Source organism: Halovulum sp. GXIMD14794 (assembly GCF_054457455.1).
The window spans coordinates 757,177-776,493 of the sequence record NZ_JBTLNF010000004.1 but is presented as its reverse complement, the minus strand read 5'-3'; the positions used below and the strand labels follow the sequence as shown (position 1 = coordinate 776,493).

Genomic DNA, 19,317 nt, shown 5'->3' with positions numbered 1-19,317 from the left:
GCGGCGCGGGGCAGCCCGCACCTTTCGCGCATCACTCACGCCGCGCGGAGCTGCCCGATGCCTTTCATCCGATCCATTGCCCTGACCCTCGCGCTCGCGCTGCCTGCCTGCGCGCAGGACGGCCTGCCAACCGGCGAGCACATCGTCGAGGATATCGAGCAGCGCGGGGTAATGGACATCGCCAAGACCTCGCTGGACTTCGCCGAGGGCCGCGTCGCCGGGCTGGCGGCCTGCAACACCTACACCGCCAGCTACGAGGTCGATGGGAGCTCCCTGACCATCGGTCCCGCCGCTGCGACCCGCAAGATGTGCCCCGAAGCGCTGATGAACCAGGAACAGGCGTTCTTCGACGCGCTGGGCCGCGTCACCCGCTACGAGATCGACGAGACCGGCGCGCTGCTGCTGTTCGGCGACGCCTCCGAAGAACCGCTGCTGACCGCGCGCGCCTCGGGCTGAATCTCGGCGCGCGCCTGGACCAGCTGCTTGCGCGTGTGGATATGCGCGCGGATCATCTCGGTGTGCATCATCGCGTTGTAGGCGTAGTCATAGAAGGCAAGGGGCAGCTTCACCTGCCGCAGGGATTCCTCGATCACGTCGAGCCGCCGTTCCAGATCGTCCAGCCGCTCGGGGCTGTCGGCCTCGGTGACCTTGGCGTGCAGCAGCCGGATCGCGCGGTAGTGGCGGAATACTCTTCGGCGCAGCCGCCAGCGATAGATTGCGGGGAACATCCGCAGCAGCGGCACGACGATGAACAGCAGCGGCAGCAGCAGGATCGCGAAGCGCACCACCTGCGCCACCACCCAGTAGGGCAGGTAGTCATGCAGGTAGCTGGGCCCGTCCACCAGCAGTCGCCGTGCATAGCTGTCGAGCGGCAGATCGCTGGGCACGATGGCGGGGAAGGTCCCGGCCGGCGTCACAGCGTCCGGAGCGCCGTGCATGTCGTGGCCCGCGATCACCAGCCGGTTCACCAGCGACGGATGCAACGTCTCGCTGGCGGCAAGCTGGGCGACGAGGACCAGAAGCCTGCGGTCGCGGTCGGGAATGGCCGGCTGCCGCATCACCGAGGCGGTGGGCGTGGTCACCACCTGTGCGCCGGGGATCAGCCGCGCCAGCGCGTCGATATAGTCGAGGTCCAGCAGTTCGACATCGTCCGACATGAAGAGCGGCGTCAGGTAGGGCGCAGTCGCCGGGGCGACGAAGAAGGCGGCGTCCACCTTGCCCTCGATCAGCGCCTCGACCGCGTCGAGCCCGCCCAGCGGAACCGGCGTCAGGGTGCCGTCCTCCAACCCCGAGGCGCGGGCCAGTGCGTCGAAGGCGGCGTGGGTGCCCGAGCCGGGCGCGCCGACGGCGACGTCAACTCCGGTCCAGAGCGCGGGGATCTGGCTGAGCTCCAGCTCGGTCCGCGCGAACATGAATATCGGCTCGTAGAACAGGGCGCCCAGCGTCTCGGTATCAGCCGGTGCGGGGGTGCCGCCCTGCAGGATGCCGACATCTGCCTTGCCGTCCGTTAGCAGCCGGGCGTTCTCTTCCGAGCCGCCGGTGGCGATCAGTTCGACCGTGATGCCGTCGCGCGCCAGGGATTGCCGGTATTGCTCGGCCACCTGCCAGTAGCCGCCGCCCTCGATCCCGGCGGCGAAGGTCAGCTTGCGCGGCGGCAGGATGTCCCGGCTGAGCAGGATCAGCGCCAGCACACCGAGGCCGCACAGCAGGCCGCCGACGAGAAGTCTGAGGTATAGGGGCATGGCAGCAGGACCGGGCAGTTTCTTCGCGGAGGATAATGCCGGTTCTGGCGCACTATTCCAGTGCGGAACATGCCGCGCCCCTGTCAGGGCGCGGCGGGATCAGGTTCGGGTCACTCGGGAAAGAAGCAGGCCGCCGCGTGGCTGTCGCCGTCCAGCTCGGGCCGCTCGGCCCGGCATTTGTCCTGCGCCTTCCAGCAGCGCGGCGAGAACGGGCAGCCCTGCGGGATCTTCAGCGGCGAGGGCAGCTCCCCTGTCAGGCGGATGCGCTCCTTCTGGGCGAACGGGTCGGCCATCGGCGTCGCGGACAGCAGCGCCTTGGTATAGGGGTGCTTCGGATGCGCGAAGACCTCTTCCTTGGAGCCGGTCTCGACCGGGCGGCCGAGGTACATCACGATGATATCGTCGGCGATGTGCTTCACCACCGACAGATCGTGGCTGATGAACAGATACGCCAGCCCCAGCCGTTCCTGCAGGTCCACCAGCAGGTTCAGGATCTGGCTCTGGATCGACAGGTCGAGCGCCGAGACCGGCTCGTCCAGCACCAGGATCTTCGGCTCGAGCATCAGCGCGCGGCCCACGGCGATGCGCTGGCGCTGCCCGCCTGAGAACATGTGCGGGTAGCGGTCATAATGCTCAGGGCGCAGGCCGACTTGCGACAGCATCTTGCGCGCCGCCTCCTGCCGGGCCTCGGCGGACATGTCGGGGCGGTTGATCTTCAGCGGCTCTTCCAGGATCGCACCGATCCGCTGGCGCGGGTTCAGCGAGCCATAGGGGTCCTGAAACACGATCTGCACGGTCTGGCGCAACTCGGCGGCGGTATCCGGCCCGGCGGTCTTGCCGTCGAGCGTCAGCGTGCCGTCGCTGGGCGGCTCGATCATCGTCACGACGCGGGCGAGCGTGGACTTGCCGCAGCCGGACTCGCCGACGACGGCCAGGGTCTTGCCCGGCTCGAGCTTGAAGCTGGCTTCGGTCAGGGCGCGGACGACGGGCTTCGGCCCGAACATCCCGCCGCTCAGTTCGTAGTGCCGCGACAGGCGGTCAGCGATCACGACAGGCTGGGTCATGCCTGCTCCTCGGTTTCCGTGTTCAGCGGGTAGTGGCACCGGGCGCGGCCCAGCTCGGTGCTGAGGACCGGCGGTGGGGTGGTGCGACACGTGTCGTCCGCAAAGGCGCAGCGCGGGCTGAACAGGCAGCCCGCGGGCCGGTCGAACTGGCCGGGCACCACGCCCGGGATCGTCGGCAGATGTTTCGAGGTCGCCCGCTCGGGCAGGGCCTGAAGCAGCGCGGCGGTGTAGGGATGGTGCGGCGTGCTGAACAGCGAGCGCACCTCCTGCTGCTCAACCTTCTGGCCGGCGTACTGCACGCTCACCTGCTCGGCGGTTTCGGCGACCACGCCCATGTCGTGGGTGATCAGCACCAGCGCCATGCCGGTGTCCTCCTGCAGCGACGTCAGCAGCTCCAGGATCTGCGCCTGGATCGTTACGTCGAGCGCCGTCGTCGGCTCGTCCGCGATCAGCAGCTTGGGTTTGCAGGCGATGGCCATGGCGATCATCACGCGCTGGTTCATGCCGCCCGACAGCTGGTGCGGAAAGGCCTTGAGCCGCTGCTCGGGGGCGGGGATGCCGACCTGCTCGAACAGCTCGACCGCGCGGGCATGACGCGCCTTGCGGTCGAGGCCGAGGTGCTGGCGCAGCGCCTCCTTGATCTGGAAGCCCACGGTGAAGCACGGATTCAGCGAGGACATCGGCTCCTGGAAGATCATCGACATGTCCTTGCCGATGATCCTGCGGCGCTGGGCGGCAGTGGCCTGGCGCAGGTCGGTGCCGTCGAACATCAGCCGGTCGGCGGTGATCGTGGCGGTCCACGGCAGCAGGCCCATCAGCGCCAGGAACGACACCGACTTGCCCGAGCCGGACTCGCCCACAACGGCGGTGATCCCGCCCTTGTCCATCGTCAGATCGAAACCGTCGACGGCGCGGAACCGGCCCGATGTGGTCTCGAACTCGACCGAGAGGTTGCGGATTTCAAGCAGCGCCATGATCTCAGCTCCGCTTCAGTTTCGGGTCGAGCGCGTCGCGCAGCCCGTCGCCCATCAGGTTGATCGCCAGCACGGTCACCAGGATCGCGAGGCCGGGGAAGGTCACCACCCACCAGGCGCGCAGGATGAACTCGCGCGCCTCGGACAGCATGGTGCCCCATTCCGGGGTGGGGGGCTGCGCGCCCATGCCCAGGAAGCCCAGCGCGGCGGCGTCGAGGATTGCCGTCGAGAAGCTGAGCGCCGCCTGCACGATGATCGGCGCAAGGCAGTTCGGCAGCACCGTCACGAACATCAGCCGGGGCAGCGAGGCACCGGCAACGCGGGCCGAGGTCACGTAGTCCTTCGGCAGTTCCGACATCACGCTTGCGCGGGTCAGGCGCACGTAATGCGGCTGCAGCACGATCGCGATGGCGATCATCGCGTTCAGCAGCGACGGGCCGAGGATGGCGACCAGAACCAGCGCCAGCAGCAGCGACGGGAAGGCCAGGATGATGTCCATCAGCCGCATGATGATCGTGTCGAGCCAGCGCGGCGCGAAGCCCGCCAGCAGGCCGACGGTGATCCCGCCGGTCGCGGCGATGACGACCACGACGATGCCCACGAAGAACGAGAAGCGCGCGCCATGGAGCAGGCGGCTCAGCATGTCGCGTCCGACCATGTCGGTGCCCAGCGGGAACTGCCAGGTGCCGCCCTCCTGCCAGACGGGGGGCTGCAGGAATGCCTCGCGGAACTGCTGCGTCGGATCGTGCGGCGCGATCAGCGGGGCGAAGATGGCGATGAACAGGAACGCGAGGAAGACCCACAGGCCGAAGACGGCACCACGGTTCTCGCGGAAATAGAACCAGAACTCGCGCAGGCGGCCGGGGCGTTCCACCTCGGTCGATAGCGTATCGGGTTGAGACACGGTCGCCATCTTACGCCTTCCTGATCTTGGGGTTGATGAAGCCGTAGAGCACGTCGACGGTCAGATTCACGATCATCACCATGACGGCGATCAGCAAAAGCCCGCCCTGAACGACCGGGTAGTCGCGGCGGAAGATGCTGTCGACCATCCACTTACCGATGCCCGGCCAGGAGAAGATCGTCTCGGTCAGGATCGCCCCGGCCAGCAGCGTGCCGACTGACAGGCCGATCACGGTGATGACGGGGATCATCGCGTTGCGCAGCGCGTGCAGGCCGACGACGCGTTTCGGCGGCAGGCCCTTGGCGCGCGCGGTGCGGATGTAGTCCTCGCCCAGTACCTCAAGCATGGCCGAGCGGGTCTGCCGCGCGATCACCGCCAGCGGGATCGTCCCAAGCACGATCGCAGGCAGGATCAGGTGTTGCACGGCCGAGCCGAACGCCCCCTTCTGCCCCGACAGCAGCGAGTCGATCAGCATGAACCCGGTCACGTCGTCGAAGAAGTACATCAGCGAGATCCGCCCCGAGACCGGCGTCCACCCGAGATTGCCCGAGAACACGATGATCAGCAGCAGCGCCCACCAGAAGATCGGCATCGAATAGCCAACCAGCGCGGTCGACATCAGCGCCCGGTCGAAGAGCTTGCCGCGATTCACTGCGGCGATCACGCCCGCCGGCAATCCGATCAGCAGCGCGAAGATCATCGCGCAGATCGATAGCTCCAGCGTCGCCGGGAACAGCGCGAAGAACTCGTCCCACACGGGGCGCTTGGTGACGAAACTCTCGCCCAGATCGCCCTGCAGCACACCGCCGAGATAGTCGATGTACTGCTGGAGCAGGGGCTGGTCGAACCCGAACTGCTGTTGCAGGTCCTTGTAGCGTTCTTCGGTCATGCCGCGCTCGCCCGCCATCACCAGGATCGGGTCGCCGGGCAGAACGCGGATGAACGCGAACGAAATCAGCGTGACCCCGAAGAAGGTCGGGACGAAGGTCAGCAGGCGGCTCAGTAGGAATTTCAGCATCAGGTGCCCACCACGGTCAGCGTCTTGTCGAACCCGGTCAGGGATCGGCAGCCGTCTGCGGTGACGACCACGTCATCCTCGATCCGCACTCCGAAACCGCCGATGCGATAGAGGCCCGGCTCGATGGTGAAGACCATGCCAGGCTCCAGGACCTGGCGGTTTCCACGCATGATATACGGTGCCTCGTGCACGTCACGGCCCAGCCCGTGGCCGGTCTTGGTGCGAATCCGGTCCGAATAAGGGGAGGCCTCTAGCACAGAGGTTACCGCATCGTCCACATCATGGGCCGTCGCCCCGGCGCGGGTCACCTCGTGCCCGCGCAGGTTGGCGCGAAGTACCGTGTCATAGACCGCCTGCGCCTCGTCGTCGGCATGACCCACGAAAACCGTCCGGGTGATGTCGGCGCAGAACCCGTCCAGCCGGGCGCCGAAGTCGAACAGCAGCGCATCGCCGGGCTGAATGGCATAGTCGGCGCGGGCATGGGCATGCGGGCGGGCCGAGTTGTCGCCGGCGGCGACGATGGGTCCGAAAGCGTGTGCCTCGGCGCCGTGGCGGAACAGGGCCTGGGTCAGCAGGCTTTCGACCTGCTTCTCGGTCTGGCCGGCGCGGACCTGCTCCAGCACCTCGGCCAGCGCGGTCTCGGAGATTTTGATCGCGCGTTCCAGCGTCTCGATCTCGTCGGGGCGCTTGCGCAGGCGCGTACCCGAGATCTCGCGTTCGGCGTCGACGATCCGCAGGTTGGGATAGGCCTTGGCAAGCGCGTGATGCACGAAGACCCGCATCACCTGGCCCTCGACCGCCAGCGATTGCAGCGGCATGTGAGCGGCGAGCGCGGCAAAGGCGTGGTCATAGCCGTCCTGGTCGCGCCAGTCGAAGACCTCGCCCTCGAAGCCCAGCAGATCGAACGAGCGAAGCTCAAGGTTCGGCACCAGCGCGGCGGGCGTGCCCTCGGCGGGGATCACGATGACCAGAGGGCGCTCGTGGCTGTGGAAGCTGTGGTGGAACAGCCGTTCGAAATTCGGGCCGGGCACCAGGGCGACGGCATCGGTGTTCAGGGCGCGCGCGACGGCGCGGTATTCGCTGTAGCGGTCCATCCGGTCCTCTGGCTGCGCGGGAAGCGTGGCTTGATCTGAAAGCAAGCGGGCCGGGGAGGTGTCTCCCCGGCCCGCAAGAGTGTCACAAGACGCGCATCACTCGATGGTGACGTTGTCGAACAGGTGGCCGCCCAGCGGGTGCACCACGTAGCCCTTCACCTCGGGACGCATCGGCATGTAGACGACCGAGTGCGCGATGGTCGCCCACGGCGCCTGCTCCTTGAAGATGACCTGGGCCTCTTCATAAAGCGCGGTCCGCTCGTCCTGGTCCGAGGTCACCTTGGCCTTCTGGATCAGGTCCTCGAACGGCTCGTGGCACCACTGCGCACGGTTCGAGTTCTCGACACCGTCGCAGCCCAGCAGCACGGCCAGGAAGTTGTCCGGATCGCCGTTGTCCCCGGTCCAGCCCAGCAGGATCGCGCCGTCGCGGTCCAGTTCGCGCGAACGGCTGAGGTACTCACCCCACTCGTAGGAGACGATTTCCACGTCCACGCCGACCTGCGAGAAGTCTTCCTGGATCAGCTCGGCCATGCGGCGGGCGTTCGGGTTGTAGGGACGCTGCACCGGCATCGCCCAGACTTTCATCGACAGGTCGGTCACGCCTTCTGCCTCGAGCATCGCCTTGGCGCCCTCGGGATCGTACGGGTCGTCCTCGATCGCGTCGTTGTAGCTCCACATGGTGGGCGGGATCGGGTTCTTTGCGATCTGGCCCGAGCCCTGGAACACGACGTCGATGATGGCCTGCTTGTCGATGGCCATGTTCAGCGCCTTGCGGACGTTGGCGTTGTCGAACGGCGCCTGGGTCGTGTTGTAGGCGAGGTAGCCCACGTTCAGACCTTCCTGCTCCATCATGACGATGCCGTCGTCCGCCTTCATCGCCTCGATGTCGGCCGGGTTCGGGTAGGGCATGACGTGGCATTCGCCGGCCTGCAGCTTCTGGTAGCGGACCGAAGCGTCGGGCGTGATCGCGAACACCAGGTTCTCGACGCCCGCCGGATCACCCCAGTACTCGTCGTTCCGCGCGTAGCGGATCACGGCGTCCTTCTGGTAGGCGACGAAGCTGAACGGACCGGTGCCGACCGGCGCCTGGTTCAGCATCTCGGGCGTGCCCGCTTCCATCATCGCGTCGGCATATTCGGCGCTGAGGATCGAGGCGAAGTCCATCGCCATGTTCGCAACGAACGGCGCCTCGGGGCGGTTCAGCACGAACTTGACGGTGTAGTCATCCACCTTCTCGATCGAGGCCAGCAGGTCGGGCATCGACATGCCGTCGAAGTATTCCCAGGTGCCACCCGACACCTCGTGGTACGGATGGTCGTCCTTCAGCTGGCGCTCGAAGGTGAAGATCACGTCGTCGGCGTTGAAGTCGCGGCTGGGCGTGAACCCGTCGGCGCTGTGGAACTTGACGCCCTGGCGCAGCTTGAACGTGTACTCGAGGCCATCCTCGGACACTTCCCAGCTTTCGGCGAGACCCGGCAGAACCTTGGTGGTTCCGGTCTCGAACTCGACCAGCTGGTTGTAGACCGTGTGCGACGAGGCGTCGAAGGTGGTGCCGGCAGTGTACAGGGCCGGATCGAAGCCCTCGGGCGAGCCCTCGGAGCAATAGACCAGCGTCTGGGCAGAAGCCGCCCCGGCCGACATCGCGGCCAGCAGCAAGCCTGCCGTCACTCTCCGTGCAAATTTCATGAGTATCTCCCAAGTTGGACCACGCCTTATGCGCGGCGCGTGCCGAATAAGACACGGCTTTTCGAGGTCTTGCAACTCCACCTCTGGGATTGACGTAGGGGAACCGCAAATCGTGATCCGCCGGGTTGCCGCCGGCGCTCCAGCGTGTACCGTCGCGCGGCACCTGAAACGGGAGATCAGGCATGAACATCGCCATGTGGTCGGGGCCGCGAAACCTGTCGACGGCGATGATGTACGCCTTCGGTGCGCGCCCCGATTGCGCCGTCTGGGACGAGCCGTTCTACGCCGCCTACCTGGACCGCACCGGGCTCGATCACCCCATGGCTGCCGAGATCCTGAACGCCGGAGAGCGCGACCCCGCAAAGGTCTCGGAGACCTGTGCCCAGGGCGCGCCGGACGGGAAGCCGGTGTTCTACCAGAAGCACATGGCCCAGCACATGCTGGACGGGTTCGACCTGTCCTTCATGGCGGGCGCGGTGAACGTGTTCCTGATCCGCCACCCGGCGCGCGTGATCGCCAGCTACCACGCCAAGCGGCAGAACCCGGTCGCCGCCGACATCGGCGCGGCCGAGCAGGCGGTGCTCTTTGATCGCGCGGCCGAGCTTTCCGGCATCGCGCCGGTGGTCATCGACAGCGCCGATATCCGCGATGCGCCCGGCCCGATGCTCCGCGCGCTCTGCGCCGCGATCGGGCTGGAGTTCGATCCGGCGATGCTGTCCTGGCCCGCTGGCGGGCACCCCTCTGACGGTGTCTGGGCGCCGCACTGGTACGGCGCGGTGCACCGCTCGACCGGGTTCGCCGGTCCCGAGGGGGCGCTGCCGGACGTGCCGGAGCACCTGCGCCCGGTGCTCGACGAGGCGCTGCCCCATTACGACCGCCTGCGCACCCTCGCGCTGCGCCCCGAAAGGACCGCCACATGACCGACCACACCACCACCCACGACGCCGAGGACGACCCGCGCAACCGCGACATCCTGATATATGTGAACGGCAAGCTGGTGCCGCGGGATCAGGCGGTGGTTTCCGTCTACGACAGCGGCTTCATGCTGGGCGACGGCATGTGGGAGGGGATGCGCCTCTACAACGGCAAATGGGCGTTCTTCGACGCGCACATGGACCGGCTGTTCGAGGCTTGCAAGGCGGTCTCGCTGGACATCGGCATGGACCGTGACGGTATCGCGCGGGCGCTGGCGATGACCGCCGAGGCGAACGGCATGACCCATGACGTGCACTGCCGCCTGATGGTGACGCGGGGTGTGAAGGTGCGGCCCTTCCAGCATCCGTCGCTATCCCGCTCGGGTCCGACGGTGGTCATCATCATGGAGCATTCCAAGCCCGTCGACGCGCTGCAGTCCCGTGGCATCCGGCTGGCGACGGTGCCGCAGGTGCGCGGCCTGCCAATGAGCCAGGACGCCAAGTACAACAGCCATTCCAAGCTGAACTGCGTGATCGCCTGCCTTCAGGCCGAGCAGGCCAGCGCGGACGAGGCGCTGATGCTCGATCCGCATGGGTTCGTGAACACGACCAACGCCTGCAACTTCTTCATCGTCCGCAAGGGCGAGGTTTGGACCTCGACCGGGGACTACTGCATGAACGGCGTGACGCGGGCCAACGTGATCCGGCTCTGCCGCGAGAACGGCATTCCGGTCTACGAGCGGAACTATTCGCTGGTCGATGCCTATGGCGCGGACGAGGCGTTCCTGACCGGCACATTCGGCGCGCAGACCCCGGTGGGGCAGATCGACGGCAAGCCGATCGGCGATGGCAGCCGCCCGGTGACGAAGCGGATCCGGCAGCTCTATGCGGACCTCGTGGCCCGCGATACCGCCTAGGTCAGGACCAGCGCCAGCACCCAGGCCGACACCGCCAGCCCGCCTGCCAGAACGTAGCCGCCATTCCAGACCATGCCGACGCGGCGCGCGTCGACGCCCGCGAGCGCACCGATCATCAGCGTCGAGGCGGTGTAGGGCGAGCTTGCCCCGCTCAGCGCCCAGCCGCCGGTGATCGCGACGATCATCTCGGCGGGCGTCACGCCCATCTGCTCGGCCAGCGGCAGTACCGGGATCAGCAGCGAGGCGGTCAGGATCGGGTTCATCCCCAGTTGCCCGGTCAGCGGGATCAGCCAGATCAGCGCCAGCAGCACCGCCCAGCCGGGCACTGCCGACAGGTCCAGCCCCGAGGCCTGCACCAGCGGCACCAGCAGCGCCGCGCCGAGCGTGCCGATGAAGCCCGCCATCATCAGCAGCACCATCTCTCCGCGATAGCCGGGTAGGTCGCGCAGCAGGTAGTCGCGGCTGCGCGTGGCCACGCTGGAAAGGCGCTCTCCGGGCGCGGCCTGGATCAGTATCCAGCCCAGCGAGATCAGCGGCACCACCGCGATCACCACGCCCACCGCGCGCACGCCGGTCGTGATGTGCAGCCCGCCGACACTGACCACCAGCAGCAGAAGCAGCCACAGCAGCGGCGCCTGGGTGCCCCAGCCGCCCTCGGGCTGTTGCAGGGCAGGGCGCGGCCCGGACAGCGTAGGCTTGAAGATCGTGTCGAGCGCCCAGCCCACACCCGCCAGCAGCGCCGCCGTCACCAGGCAGAAGGGCAGGGCGGCGGCCCAGGTCGCGCCGGGCACCAGCGTCGTCGAGATCGCCATCGCGAACCCCAGCGGCGACCAGGCCAGCGTCGAGGTGAACCCGCGCTGGATCGCCAGCAACATCCGCCGCACCCGGATCTCGCGGATCTGCGGGTCCGGCTCCTTCCCCGCGCTCGTCACGGACATCGCGCCCAGCAGCGCGATCGCGCCGTAGTTCAGCAGCAGCCCGAAGACCTGCCCGCCCGCGGTCAGCGCAAGATAGCGCCGCCCCGGCGGCTGCTGCGCCAGGAACATCCCCGCCCGGTGGATCGAGGGGGAGGTATCCGCAACGTGCCGCAGCGAGGTCAGCGCGGTGAAGAAGGCCGCGATGAAGGCGGCGCTTTCGAGCGCGCGTTCGACGTCCGCCAGCCAGCTTTCGCGGGTCAGCATCGCGGCCAGCACCAGCGCTAGCCCGATGCCGACGAAAAGCCGCCGCGACCAGCGCACCTGCGTCGCCAGCAGCAGAACCAGTGCCGCCGCCAGCACGGCGGCCAGCGGCCCGGACCAGCCCGGCCCGCCCCAGTCGCGCAGGATCATCAGGATCGTGACGGCGAGCGCGAGCCCTCCGGCGATCCGGTCTATAGGTGAAATGGCGCTGGACACGGGCGGATGCCCCTTCGGGAAATCTATCCCCTTATCCAATCAGCTTGCGGGCGGCGGCGCAATGCGCCGCCCGCAGTCGGGTCACGCCGGCTCGCCGGTCATCGCCGCGCTCAGCTTCTCGGCCTCGCGGCCGTAGACCTCGGTGTAGTGGTCGAAGTGCGCCTCGGCCCAGGCGGTACCCTGCGTCGCGCTGCCCAGCGAGCGCTCCAGTTCCTCCAGCGCGGCGGCGGGCAGCAGCGCCGAGAACACGTCCCAGCCATGCGCCGAGGCATGCGCCTCGAAGCCCACCACCTGCCCCTTCAGCCCGTTGATCACCGGCACCAGCCCGCCCGACAGCGTCGAGGGCACGTGGATGTCCACCCGGAAGATCGGTTGCAGCAGGACCGGCGCGGCGTCCTTCAGCGCCTCGCGCACCGCAGCCGCGCCCGCCGTGCGGAAGGCGAAGTCCGAGCTGTCGACTGCATGGTGCTTGCCATCCAGCAGCGTCACCGAGACATCCATCACCGGAAAGCCCAGCGGCCCGGTGCGCAGCGCGTCCCCCGCGCCCGAGGCGACGGCGGGGATGTAGTTCTTCGGCACCGCGCCGCCCTTCACCTGCTCGTCGAAGGCGAAGCCCGCACCGCGATCCGTGGGCGCGATTCGCAGCTTCACGTCCGCGAACTGCCCTGCGCCGCCGGATTGCTTGCGGTGCCGGTGGTGTTGTTCGACCGGCTTGGTGATCGACTCGCGATAGGCCGGGGGCACCGGGGCCTCGTGGATCTCGATCCCGAAATCCTCGGCCAGCTTGGCGGCGATCCGGCGCGCGTGCATCGGTCCCTGCGTCGCCAGAATGGGCTTGCCGGTCGCGGCGTCCTGCTCGACCCTTAGCGCGGGATCGGCCTCGGCCAGCTTCGCCAGCGCGCCCGAGAGCCGCACGTCGTCGCGCTCATGCGCGGGCGAGACGATCTGCCGGTGGAAGGGCGTGCGCCCGCGCACCCAGTCCGGCCCCGGATCGGCGCCGCCTTCGCTCAGCAGCGTGCCCGCCATCAGGTGATCGGACTTCACGGCGAAGGCCAGCGCGCCGGGTTCGACGGCATCGACCGGCGTGCGCGCGTCAAGATCCATCAGGTTCCCCGGTGCCGCCCCGCCCAGCGGCTTGCCCGAGGCGACGCCCGCGCCCAGCGCGCGGATCAGCGTCACCTTGCCAAGATGCTTGCGGATGTCGGCCAGCGCCGCGACGGCCAGCGGTCCGCCCAGCCGCTCCTGCGCGGCTTCGGGCCCCGGCACCTCGTGACGCAGCGATTTCATCAGCCGCTGCACGCCGTTGCCGTGGCTGGCCGCGCCCAGCAGCGCGGGCATCGCGGCATGGGTCGCCAGCACCTTGGCGGCCAGCCCGAAGACGTCGTCTGTCGCGGGGCGCTTGTCCTCGATCAGCTGCTCCAGCAGCGCGTCGTCGAAATCGGCAAGATGCTCCAGAAGCTCGGTGCGGGCCTCCTGCTCGCGCTCCCTCGCGGTGTCGGGCATCTCGATCAGGTCCGAGCGTTCGCCCTCGTTGAACTGCCAGGCGCGCTCGGAAATCAGGTCGATGGTGCCGGTGACGGTGTCGCCGTCGCGCATCGGCACCTGGCGCAGGATGATCGGCTGCGGGCAATAGGCCTGCACCGCCGCCACGATGTCCCGCACCCGCCCCGAGGGCGCGTCGATGCGGTTGACGAACAGCACGGCGGGGATGTCTGCCTCCTGCACCAGCCGCAGGTAGGGGGCGGTCAAGACGGCGGCGAAGGGATCGGGCGGCACCACGACCACAGCGGCGTCGCTGGCCAGCAACGCCTGCGCGGCGGTGCCGAGATTCTCGGGCCCGCCGGCGACGTCGATACTGGCCCAGGGGTCCCCCAGATACTCGAAACGCCGCAGCGTGGCGGCGTCCGAGAAGTCGTTCACGCTGGCGCGGCCCTCAAGGCCGCCGAGCGCGTCTGCCAGCGTGGTCTTTCCCGATTGCGACGGGCCGATGATGGTGAACACCCTCATGCGCAGTCCCTCCCTGTTTGCGTTGGGTCCGCGCATCCGCGCGGGCCGCTGCAACGACGGGTGGTCTTGCCCGGGCGTGGCCGGGGCCAGCCGTGTGGGGCCTGCCTCGTGGCGTCGGGATCGGGGCGCCTTGGTCGGGCCTTGGTCGGTCCCGGCGACTCCCCGAAGTGTCGGGCAGGGCCGGGCGGCCGGTCAAGCCCTCACGGCACCTGCGCGCCGCTGACGCCGACGTAGACCGAATAGAGCGCGTGGGTCGAGGTGATGAACAGCCGGTTCCGTTTCGGCCCGCCGAAGCACAGGTTCGCGGCCATCTGCGGCAGCTTTATCCGGCCCAGCAGCGTGCCGTCCGGGGCGAAGCACTGAATACCGTTCTGCGAACTGGTCCAGAGGTTTCCCTCTCGGTCGAAGCGGAACCCGTCGGGCACGCCGGGGGAGACCTCGACGAAGACGCCCCTGTCCGTCAGCTTGCCGTCCGCGCCCACGTCGAACCGGCGAATATGATGCGGCCCGTCGGGATCGTGGCTCAGCCCGCTGTCGGCGATGTAGAGCTGGCTTTCATCGGGCGAGAATGCCAGCCCGTTCGGCTTCACGAAATCATCCGCCACGACCGAGATCTGCCCCGATGGGTCCACACGGTAGACAAAACAGCCGTCCTGTTCGGGCTCGGCCTTGTGGCCTTCGTAGTCGCTCATGATCCCGTAGGTCGGATCGGTGAACCAGATCGAGCCGTCGGACCGCACCACGACGTCGTTGGGCGAGTTCAGCCGCTTGCCCTTGTAGCTGTCGGCGATCACCGTGATCGCGCCGTCGGCCTCGGTCCGTGTCACGCGCCGCGCGCCGTGCTCGCAGCTGACCAGACGCCCCTGCCGGTCGCGGGTGTTTCCGTTTGCGAAGTTGCTGTCGGCGCGGAATATGCCGACGCCCATATCCGGCACCCAGCGCAGCATCCGGTTGTTCGGAATATCTGACCAGACAAGGAAATTGCCGTCGCCGAACCAGACCGGTCCCTCGGCCCAGCGGCAGCCGTCGTAAAGCGTCTCGACCGCCGCCGTCGGCACGGTCAGCGCCCGGAAGCGGTCGTCGTGGTATTCGTAATCGTCGCCCACCAAGGCCATGTGAAATCCCCCCTCAAGCCCGTTTGCGCCCGCCACTGGCCGCGACGATGACGCCGATGATGATCAGCCCGGTCAGCACCATCCGCACCCCGGCGCCCGCGCCGAATGTGTTGAGCATGGTGACCAGCAGGAACAGGAACAGCGCCGCGCCCCAGAGGCCCGGCACGTTGGAATAGCCGCCCGCGACCGAGGTGCCGCCGATCACCACGACGGCGATCGAGGACAGCAGGTATTCCTCGCCCATGTTCAGCGCCGCGCCGCCCGAGAACCCGGCCAGCAGGAACCCGCAGAGCCCGGCCAAAGTCGCGCACATCAGATAGGTCAGTGCCCGCGTGCGCTCGACCTTGATGCCTGCCAGGTGCGCCGCGCGCGGGTTCTGACCAATGGCCAGCACCGCGCGGCCATAGAGCGTGCGGGTCAGCAGCAGGTGCATCCCGACCGCCAGCAGCGCAACGGCCAGCGCGATGACCGGTACGCCCGCGATCTTGGCGGTGGTGAAATCGGCCAGCGGCTCGGGTGGTTTCACCCGCAGGCCGCGGTTGTACCAGATCGCCGCCGACTGGAAGATGAAGCTGGAGGAGAGCGTCGCGATGATCGGCGGGATCCTCAGCAGGCGGATCAGCGCGAAGTTGATTGTCCCCACGCCAAAGCCGATCAGCAAAGCCAGCACCAGCCCCACGGGCAGCATCGCCGCCGCGCCGTCCATGACCTTCATCGAGACGGTGCCCGCCAGCGTCATGCAGGCCGGGATCGACAGGTCGACATTGCCGGGGCCGAGGGTGATGACGAACATCTGCCCCAGCGCGACGATCACGTAGAACGCACCGAAGGTCAGCGCAGCGCTCAGAACCTCGGCCGAGCCGGTGCCGCCGGTGAACAGCGCCGTCGCCAGCCAGACCGCGAAGGCGCCGACCCAGGCCCAGAGCCAGGGTTGGCGAAGAAGCACGCTCATCGCTTCGCCTCCCCTCGGCTGATCAGGATGCGCAGCGCCAGCACCAGGATCAGGATCGCGCCCTGTGCGCCGATCTGCCAGTCGGGGTTGAGCCTGAGGAACGACAGGAACGAGCCCGCCAGCGCCAGCGTCACCGCGCCGATCACCGCCCCGATGGGCGAGACGCGGCCGCCGACGAACTCGCCCCCGCCCAGGATCACCCCGGCGATGGAGAGCAGCGTGTAGCGCAGCGCGATGTTCGCATCTGCCGAGGTCGTCAGCCCGACCAGCGCCATGCCCGACAGCACGCCGAAGAAACCCGCGAGGGCGAACATGGTCATCTTGATCCGCAGGATCGACCAGCCGGCCCGCGCCAGCGAGGCCGGGTTGCCACCCGCCCCGCGCAGCACCGTCCCGAAGGCCGAGCGCATCAGCCCGACATGGACCACCAGCGCGATCACCACCGCCGCGATGATCGGGAATGGCACATGCGGCGGCTTCAGCGTCATCAGCGACCGGATCCAGCCCGGCGCGGCGCCACCCGGCGTCGGCAGCACCAGCACCGCAAGGCCCAGCCAGACGAAGGACATGCCCAGCGTGACAACGATGCTTGGCAGGTTCCGCAGGTAGATCAGCGCCCCGAGCAGGGCGTAGACCACCACCAGCCCCGCCAGTGCCAGCACGCCCAGCAGCGGCGTGTCGTTCAGCCATGTCGCGGTGATGCAGGCACAAAGGCTCACGAACGCGCCGATCGACAGGTCCAGTTCGTTGACGCAGAGGATGAACATCTGCGCGATGGTCGCGAGCGCGATGGGAATCGCGAGGTTCAGCAGCAGGTTCAGCCCGAAATAGCTTTGCGTGCGCGGCTGCAGCCAGAAGATGGTGATCAGCAGCGCCGCCAGCGAGAGCGGCGGCAGCATCGCCCGCAGCACGCGCGGAGAGACGAGCGCGCCCATCACGCGTCCTCGCGGAAACTGGCGTGGATGACCTTTTCCTCGGTCATCTCGGCGCGCGGCAGGTCTGCGGCGATGATCCCTTCGCGAAAGACGTAGACGTGGTCGCAATTGCGCAGCTCGTCCATCTCGGTCGTGTACCAGAGGAAACAGCGGCCCTTGGCGGCCTCCTCGCGGATCATGCCATAGACCTCCTGCTTGGTGCCGACGTCGACGCCGCGCATCGGGTCGTCCATCACCACGATCTGCGCGTCAGAGCCCAGCGCGCGGGCGAACAGCGCCTTCTGCTGGTTTCCGCCCGACAGCGACAGGATCGGGTTGTCCACGTCCGGCGTGCGGATGCCGATCTTCTGCCGCCAGTCCTCGGCGAAGCGGGTGATCCCGACTTCGTCCAGCAGCCACTTTCGCTTGAAGCGCCTGAGCGAGCCGATGGCGATGTTCTCGGCGATCGACCACAAGGGAAACACCCCGTCCGACTGCCGGTCCCCCGCGACCAGCGCCACCGGCCCGGCGACATCCGTCCCCGGCGCGTGGTCGAATATCCGCACCAGAAGCTCGGTCTGGCCCTGTCCCGACAGGCCCGCCAGCCCCACGACCTCACCGGCATGGGCGGTCAGTTCCATCCCGTCGGGCTGCTTCACCGGCCCTGCCCGCACCACCGGCTGCGCGGCCCCGCGCTTCGGCGCGGCATCGGCCTGCCCGTGCTCCTCGGTCACGCTGCCCATCGCCGCAACCAGCGAGTGGCGGTCAAAGGCCGAGGCCGCGTCCAGCGCCACCACGCCGCCATCGCGCATCACCGCGATCCGGTCGGAGGTTTCCAGGATCTCGCCAAGCAGATGAGAGATAAGCACGCAGGTCCCGCCCTCGGCCACGAACCGGCGCACGTGCTTCAACAGCAGCCCCGCGGCCACGCTGTCCAGTGAGCTTGTCGGCTCGTCCAGGATTACCACCTGCGCGGGCCGGTCGGTGACGGCGAAGGCGCGGGCGATCTCGACCATCTGCCGCCGCGCGATGGAAAGGTCCCCAACCAGATCGTTCGGCGAGATCCCGTGCCCCGGAAACACCTCGTCCAGCTTGTCGCCGATCAGCTTGCGCGCCTGCCGCCGCCAGCCCACGCCACGGATCGACGGGTGCGAGATCCGGGCGTTCTCGGCCACCGTAAGGTTGGGGCAGAGCGACAGCTCCTGAAACACGCAGCGCACGCCATGCGCCTGCGCGTTCGCGGTCGAATAGCCACCGGTCACGTCCGTCCCGGCAATCGTTATCGTTCCCGCGTCGGGCGTCAGCACGCCCGACAGCACGTTCATCAGCGTGGATTTACCCGCGCCATTGTGCCCGACCAGCCCGAGGCATTCGCCCCCGGCCAGGTCGAGCGATACGCCCGACAGCGCGCGGACGGCGCCGAACCGTTTTTCGACGCCGTCCAGCCGGACGATGGGATCATGCCCAGTCATCTGCCGTGAAAGGCCCGGATCAGCTGCCCGACGCCTCCGCGATGACCGCCTTGGCGTCGTCGAGCGTGTACTCCACGTTGGCGACGCCGCCCTCTTCGGTATTGGCCAGGTTGTCCTCGAGGTTGTCCTGGTCGATCCGCAGGAAGGGCACGGTCATGTCCTTCGGCACGTCCGCGCCGTCGAGGATCTGCTGCGCCACCCAGAAGGCCAGCGTGGACACGCCCGGCGCGATCGAGACGGACATCGTCTCGTAGCCGTTGGCGTCCTTCTGCTCCTTCCACCAGGTCAGCTCGTCATGGCGGTTGCCCATGACGATGATCGGCATGTCGCGCCCGGCGGCCTTGAAGGCCTGCGCCGCGCCATAGCCATCGCCGCCCTGGGTGACGACCGCGGCGACCTCGGGCAGGGACGGCAGGATGCCCGCGACCGCCTTCTGCGCCACGTCCTGCGCCCAGTTGCCGTGGACCGAGCCGACGATCTCGAACTTGCCGGTCTCCTCCACGCCCTCGTGGATGCCGGCGCTGATCTCGTCATCGACGAAGACCCCGGCGAGGCCGCGGATCTCAAGCAGATTGCCGCCGTCCAGCCGGTCGGCCAGGTAGAGTACCTCGTCCTTGCCCATCTGGTGGAAGTCCACCGCGATGCGCCAGGCGCATGGCTCGGTCACGATGCCGTCGAAACTGACCACGACCACGCCCGCGTCGCAGGCCTCCTTGACCGCGCCGTTCAGACCCTCGGGCGAGGCGGCGTTCAGCACGATGGCGTCATAGCCCTGCAGGATCAGGTTCTGGATCTGCGCGGCTTGTTCGGTCACCTGGTTCTCGGCGGTGGTGAAGGCGTCCGCGGCGGCCACAGCCCCGTCCGAGACCGCCTGTCCCGTCACCTTCTCCCAGCTGCGCAGCATCGCCTGCCGCCAGCTGTTGCCCGCGTAGTTGTTCGACAGCGCGATCCGCTTGTCCGAGGTATCCGCCAGTGCGGCGGGTGCCAGCGTCACCGCAACCGAAGCCGCCGCCGCCAGCAGCGCCGAACGTGTCGTGATCTTCATGATTTTCACTCCCCAACTTCCTTGCCGGAACGGCGGAACGCCGCACCGAGGGCCGCCGCCCGTTCCTTGATGAAACGGTTCCCATGCGGGACGGCCCGGAGGAAT

17 protein-coding genes are annotated in these 19,317 nt (G+C 68.1%); 3 read left to right on the top strand and 14 right to left on the bottom strand.

Annotation, left to right across the window (positions count from 1 at the left end):
- Nucleotides 1–57: 57 nt before the first annotated feature.
- Nucleotides 58–456, top strand: a complete 399-nt coding sequence (locus ACW9UR_RS10440; RefSeq protein WP_458916899.1) for an META domain-containing protein — start codon at nucleotides 58–60, stop codon at nucleotides 454–456.
- Here ACW9UR_RS10440 and ACW9UR_RS10435 read toward each other — a convergent pair.
- The 7 genes from ACW9UR_RS10435 to ACW9UR_RS10405 form a co-directional block, all read right to left on the bottom strand.
- Nucleotides 372–1,742, bottom strand: a complete 1,371-nt coding sequence (locus ACW9UR_RS10435; protein WP_458916898.1) for a TAXI family TRAP transporter solute-binding subunit — start codon at nucleotides 1,740–1,742, stop codon at nucleotides 372–374. The two genes, ACW9UR_RS10440 and ACW9UR_RS10435, sit on opposite strands and share 85 nt — an antisense overlap.
- Nucleotides 1,743–1,852: 110 nt before the next feature.
- Nucleotides 1,853–2,806, bottom strand: coding sequence for an ABC transporter ATP-binding protein (locus tag ACW9UR_RS10430; RefSeq protein WP_458916897.1), 954 nt, complete (start codon nucleotides 2,804–2,806; stop codon nucleotides 1,853–1,855).
- Entirely contained in the window at nucleotides 2,803–3,780 is a 978-nt protein-coding gene (locus tag ACW9UR_RS10425) for an ABC transporter ATP-binding protein (protein ID WP_458916896.1), read from the bottom strand. The genes ACW9UR_RS10430 and ACW9UR_RS10425 overlap by 4 nt, the downstream gene beginning before the upstream one ends.
- Nucleotides 3,781–3,784: 4 nt before the next feature.
- Nucleotides 3,785–4,693, bottom strand: a complete 909-nt coding sequence (locus tag ACW9UR_RS10420; RefSeq protein ID WP_458916895.1) for an ABC transporter permease subunit — start codon at nucleotides 4,691–4,693, stop codon at nucleotides 3,785–3,787.
- Nucleotide 4,694: 1 nt separating this feature from the next.
- Nucleotides 4,695–5,702: an ABC transporter permease subunit gene (locus ACW9UR_RS10415; protein WP_458916894.1), complete on the bottom strand. Its 1,008-nt coding sequence runs from the start codon at nucleotides 5,700–5,702 to the stop codon at nucleotides 4,695–4,697.
- Entirely contained in the window at nucleotides 5,702–6,796 is a 1,095-nt protein-coding gene (locus tag ACW9UR_RS10410) for a M24 family metallopeptidase (protein WP_458916893.1), read from the bottom strand. The genes ACW9UR_RS10415 and ACW9UR_RS10410 overlap by 1 nt, the downstream gene beginning before the upstream one ends.
- Nucleotides 6,797–6,892: 96 nt before the next feature.
- On the bottom strand, nucleotides 6,893–8,482 hold the full coding sequence (locus tag ACW9UR_RS10405; protein WP_458916892.1) for an ABC transporter substrate-binding protein: 1,590 nt from the start codon (nucleotides 8,480–8,482) through the stop codon (nucleotides 6,893–6,895).
- Nucleotides 8,483–8,664: 182 nt separating this feature from the next.
- On the opposite strand from ACW9UR_RS10405, the gene ACW9UR_RS10400 reads away from it, so the two are divergent.
- The gene (locus tag ACW9UR_RS10400) at nucleotides 8,665–9,402 is read left to right on the top strand and encodes a sulfotransferase-like domain-containing protein (protein ID WP_458916891.1); all 738 of its coding nucleotides are present in this window, start codon (nucleotides 8,665–8,667) and stop codon (nucleotides 9,400–9,402) included.
- Nucleotides 9,399–10,313 carry an aminotransferase class IV gene (locus ACW9UR_RS10395; RefSeq protein ID WP_458916890.1) on the top strand — a complete coding sequence of 305 codons (915 nt, stop codon included), beginning with the start codon at nucleotides 9,399–9,401 and terminating at the stop codon, nucleotides 10,311–10,313. Before ACW9UR_RS10400 ends, ACW9UR_RS10395 begins: the two co-directional genes overlap by 4 nt.
- On the opposite strand, the gene ACW9UR_RS10390 is transcribed toward ACW9UR_RS10395, so the two are convergent.
- The 7 genes from ACW9UR_RS10390 to ACW9UR_RS10360 all read right to left on the bottom strand — a co-directional run bounded on the left by ACW9UR_RS10390 (nucleotide 10,310) and on the right by ACW9UR_RS10360 (nucleotide 19,212).
- Entirely contained in the window at nucleotides 10,310–11,707 is a 1,398-nt protein-coding gene (locus tag ACW9UR_RS10390) for a hypothetical protein (RefSeq protein WP_458916889.1), read from the bottom strand. The two genes, ACW9UR_RS10395 and ACW9UR_RS10390, sit on opposite strands and share 4 nt — an antisense overlap.
- Nucleotides 11,708–11,788: 81 nt before the next feature.
- Nucleotides 11,789–13,714, bottom strand: a complete 1,926-nt coding sequence (locus tag ACW9UR_RS10385; RefSeq protein ID WP_458916888.1) for an elongation factor G — start codon at nucleotides 13,712–13,714, stop codon at nucleotides 11,789–11,791.
- Between the two features lie 200 nt (nucleotides 13,715–13,914).
- The gene (locus ACW9UR_RS10380; RefSeq protein WP_458916887.1) at nucleotides 13,915–14,829 is read right to left on the bottom strand and encodes an SMP-30/gluconolactonase/LRE family protein; all 915 of its coding nucleotides are present in this window, start codon (nucleotides 14,827–14,829) and stop codon (nucleotides 13,915–13,917) included.
- Nucleotides 14,830–14,842: 13 nt separating this feature from the next.
- Nucleotides 14,843–15,781, bottom strand: coding sequence for an ABC transporter permease (locus ACW9UR_RS10375; protein WP_458916886.1), 939 nt, complete (start codon nucleotides 15,779–15,781; stop codon nucleotides 14,843–14,845).
- Nucleotides 15,778–16,716 (bottom strand): ABC transporter permease, encoded by a 939-nt coding sequence (locus tag ACW9UR_RS10370; protein ID WP_458916885.1) that lies wholly within the window; start codon nucleotides 16,714–16,716, stop codon nucleotides 15,778–15,780. Before ACW9UR_RS10370 ends, ACW9UR_RS10375 begins: the two co-directional genes overlap by 4 nt.
- Complete coding sequence (locus tag ACW9UR_RS10365) at nucleotides 16,716–18,167, bottom strand: sugar ABC transporter ATP-binding protein (RefSeq protein WP_458916884.1); 1,452 nt, start codon at nucleotides 18,165–18,167, stop codon at nucleotides 16,716–16,718. The genes ACW9UR_RS10370 and ACW9UR_RS10365 overlap by 1 nt, the downstream gene beginning before the upstream one ends.
- A 19-nt stretch (nucleotides 18,168–18,186) precedes the next feature.
- Entirely contained in the window at nucleotides 18,187–19,212 is a 1,026-nt protein-coding gene (locus ACW9UR_RS10360; protein ID WP_458916883.1) for a substrate-binding domain-containing protein, read from the bottom strand.
- Nucleotides 19,213–19,317: the final 105 nt, after the last annotated feature.

What these genes read in the sequence shown, in the direction of transcription:
- ACW9UR_RS10440 (WP_458916899.1), top strand. Translation starts at nt 58, where the DNA reads ATGCCTTTCATCCGATCCATTGCCCTGACCCTCGCGCTCGCGCTGCCT.
- ACW9UR_RS10435 (WP_458916898.1), bottom strand. Translation starts at nt 1,742, where the DNA reads ATGCCCCTATACCTCAGACTTCTCGTCGGCGGCCTGCTGTGCGGCCTC.
- ACW9UR_RS10430 (WP_458916897.1), bottom strand. Translation starts at nt 2,806, where the DNA reads ATGACCCAGCCTGTCGTGATCGCTGACCGCCTGTCGCGGCACTACGAA.
- ACW9UR_RS10425 (WP_458916896.1), bottom strand. Translation starts at nt 3,780, where the DNA reads ATGGCGCTGCTTGAAATCCGCAACCTCTCGGTCGAGTTCGAGACCACA.
- ACW9UR_RS10420 (WP_458916895.1), bottom strand. Translation starts at nt 4,693, where the DNA reads ATGGCGACCGTGTCTCAACCCGATACGCTATCGACCGAGGTGGAACGC.
- ACW9UR_RS10415 (WP_458916894.1), bottom strand. Translation starts at nt 5,702, where the DNA reads ATGCTGAAATTCCTACTGAGCCGCCTGCTGACCTTCGTCCCGACCTTC.
- ACW9UR_RS10410 (WP_458916893.1), bottom strand. Translation starts at nt 6,796, where the DNA reads ATGGACCGCTACAGCGAATACCGCGCCGTCGCGCGCGCCCTGAACACC.
- ACW9UR_RS10405 (WP_458916892.1), bottom strand. Translation starts at nt 8,482, where the DNA reads ATGAAATTTGCACGGAGAGTGACGGCAGGCTTGCTGCTGGCCGCGATG.
- ACW9UR_RS10400 (WP_458916891.1), top strand. Translation starts at nt 8,665, where the DNA reads ATGAACATCGCCATGTGGTCGGGGCCGCGAAACCTGTCGACGGCGATG.
- ACW9UR_RS10395 (WP_458916890.1), top strand. Translation starts at nt 9,399, where the DNA reads ATGACCGACCACACCACCACCCACGACGCCGAGGACGACCCGCGCAAC.
- ACW9UR_RS10385 (WP_458916888.1), bottom strand. Translation starts at nt 13,714, where the DNA reads ATGAGGGTGTTCACCATCATCGGCCCGTCGCAATCGGGAAAGACCACG.
- ACW9UR_RS10380 (WP_458916887.1), bottom strand. Translation starts at nt 14,829, where the DNA reads ATGGCCTTGGTGGGCGACGATTACGAATACCACGACGACCGCTTCCGG.
- ACW9UR_RS10375 (WP_458916886.1), bottom strand. Translation starts at nt 15,781, where the DNA reads ATGAGCGTGCTTCTTCGCCAACCCTGGCTCTGGGCCTGGGTCGGCGCC.
- ACW9UR_RS10370 (WP_458916885.1), bottom strand. Translation starts at nt 16,716, where the DNA reads ATGGGCGCGCTCGTCTCTCCGCGCGTGCTGCGGGCGATGCTGCCGCCG.
- ACW9UR_RS10365 (WP_458916884.1), bottom strand. Translation starts at nt 18,167, where the DNA reads ATGACTGGGCATGATCCCATCGTCCGGCTGGACGGCGTCGAAAAACGG.
- ACW9UR_RS10360 (WP_458916883.1), bottom strand. Translation starts at nt 19,212, where the DNA reads ATGAAGATCACGACACGTTCGGCGCTGCTGGCGGCGGCGGCTTCGGTT.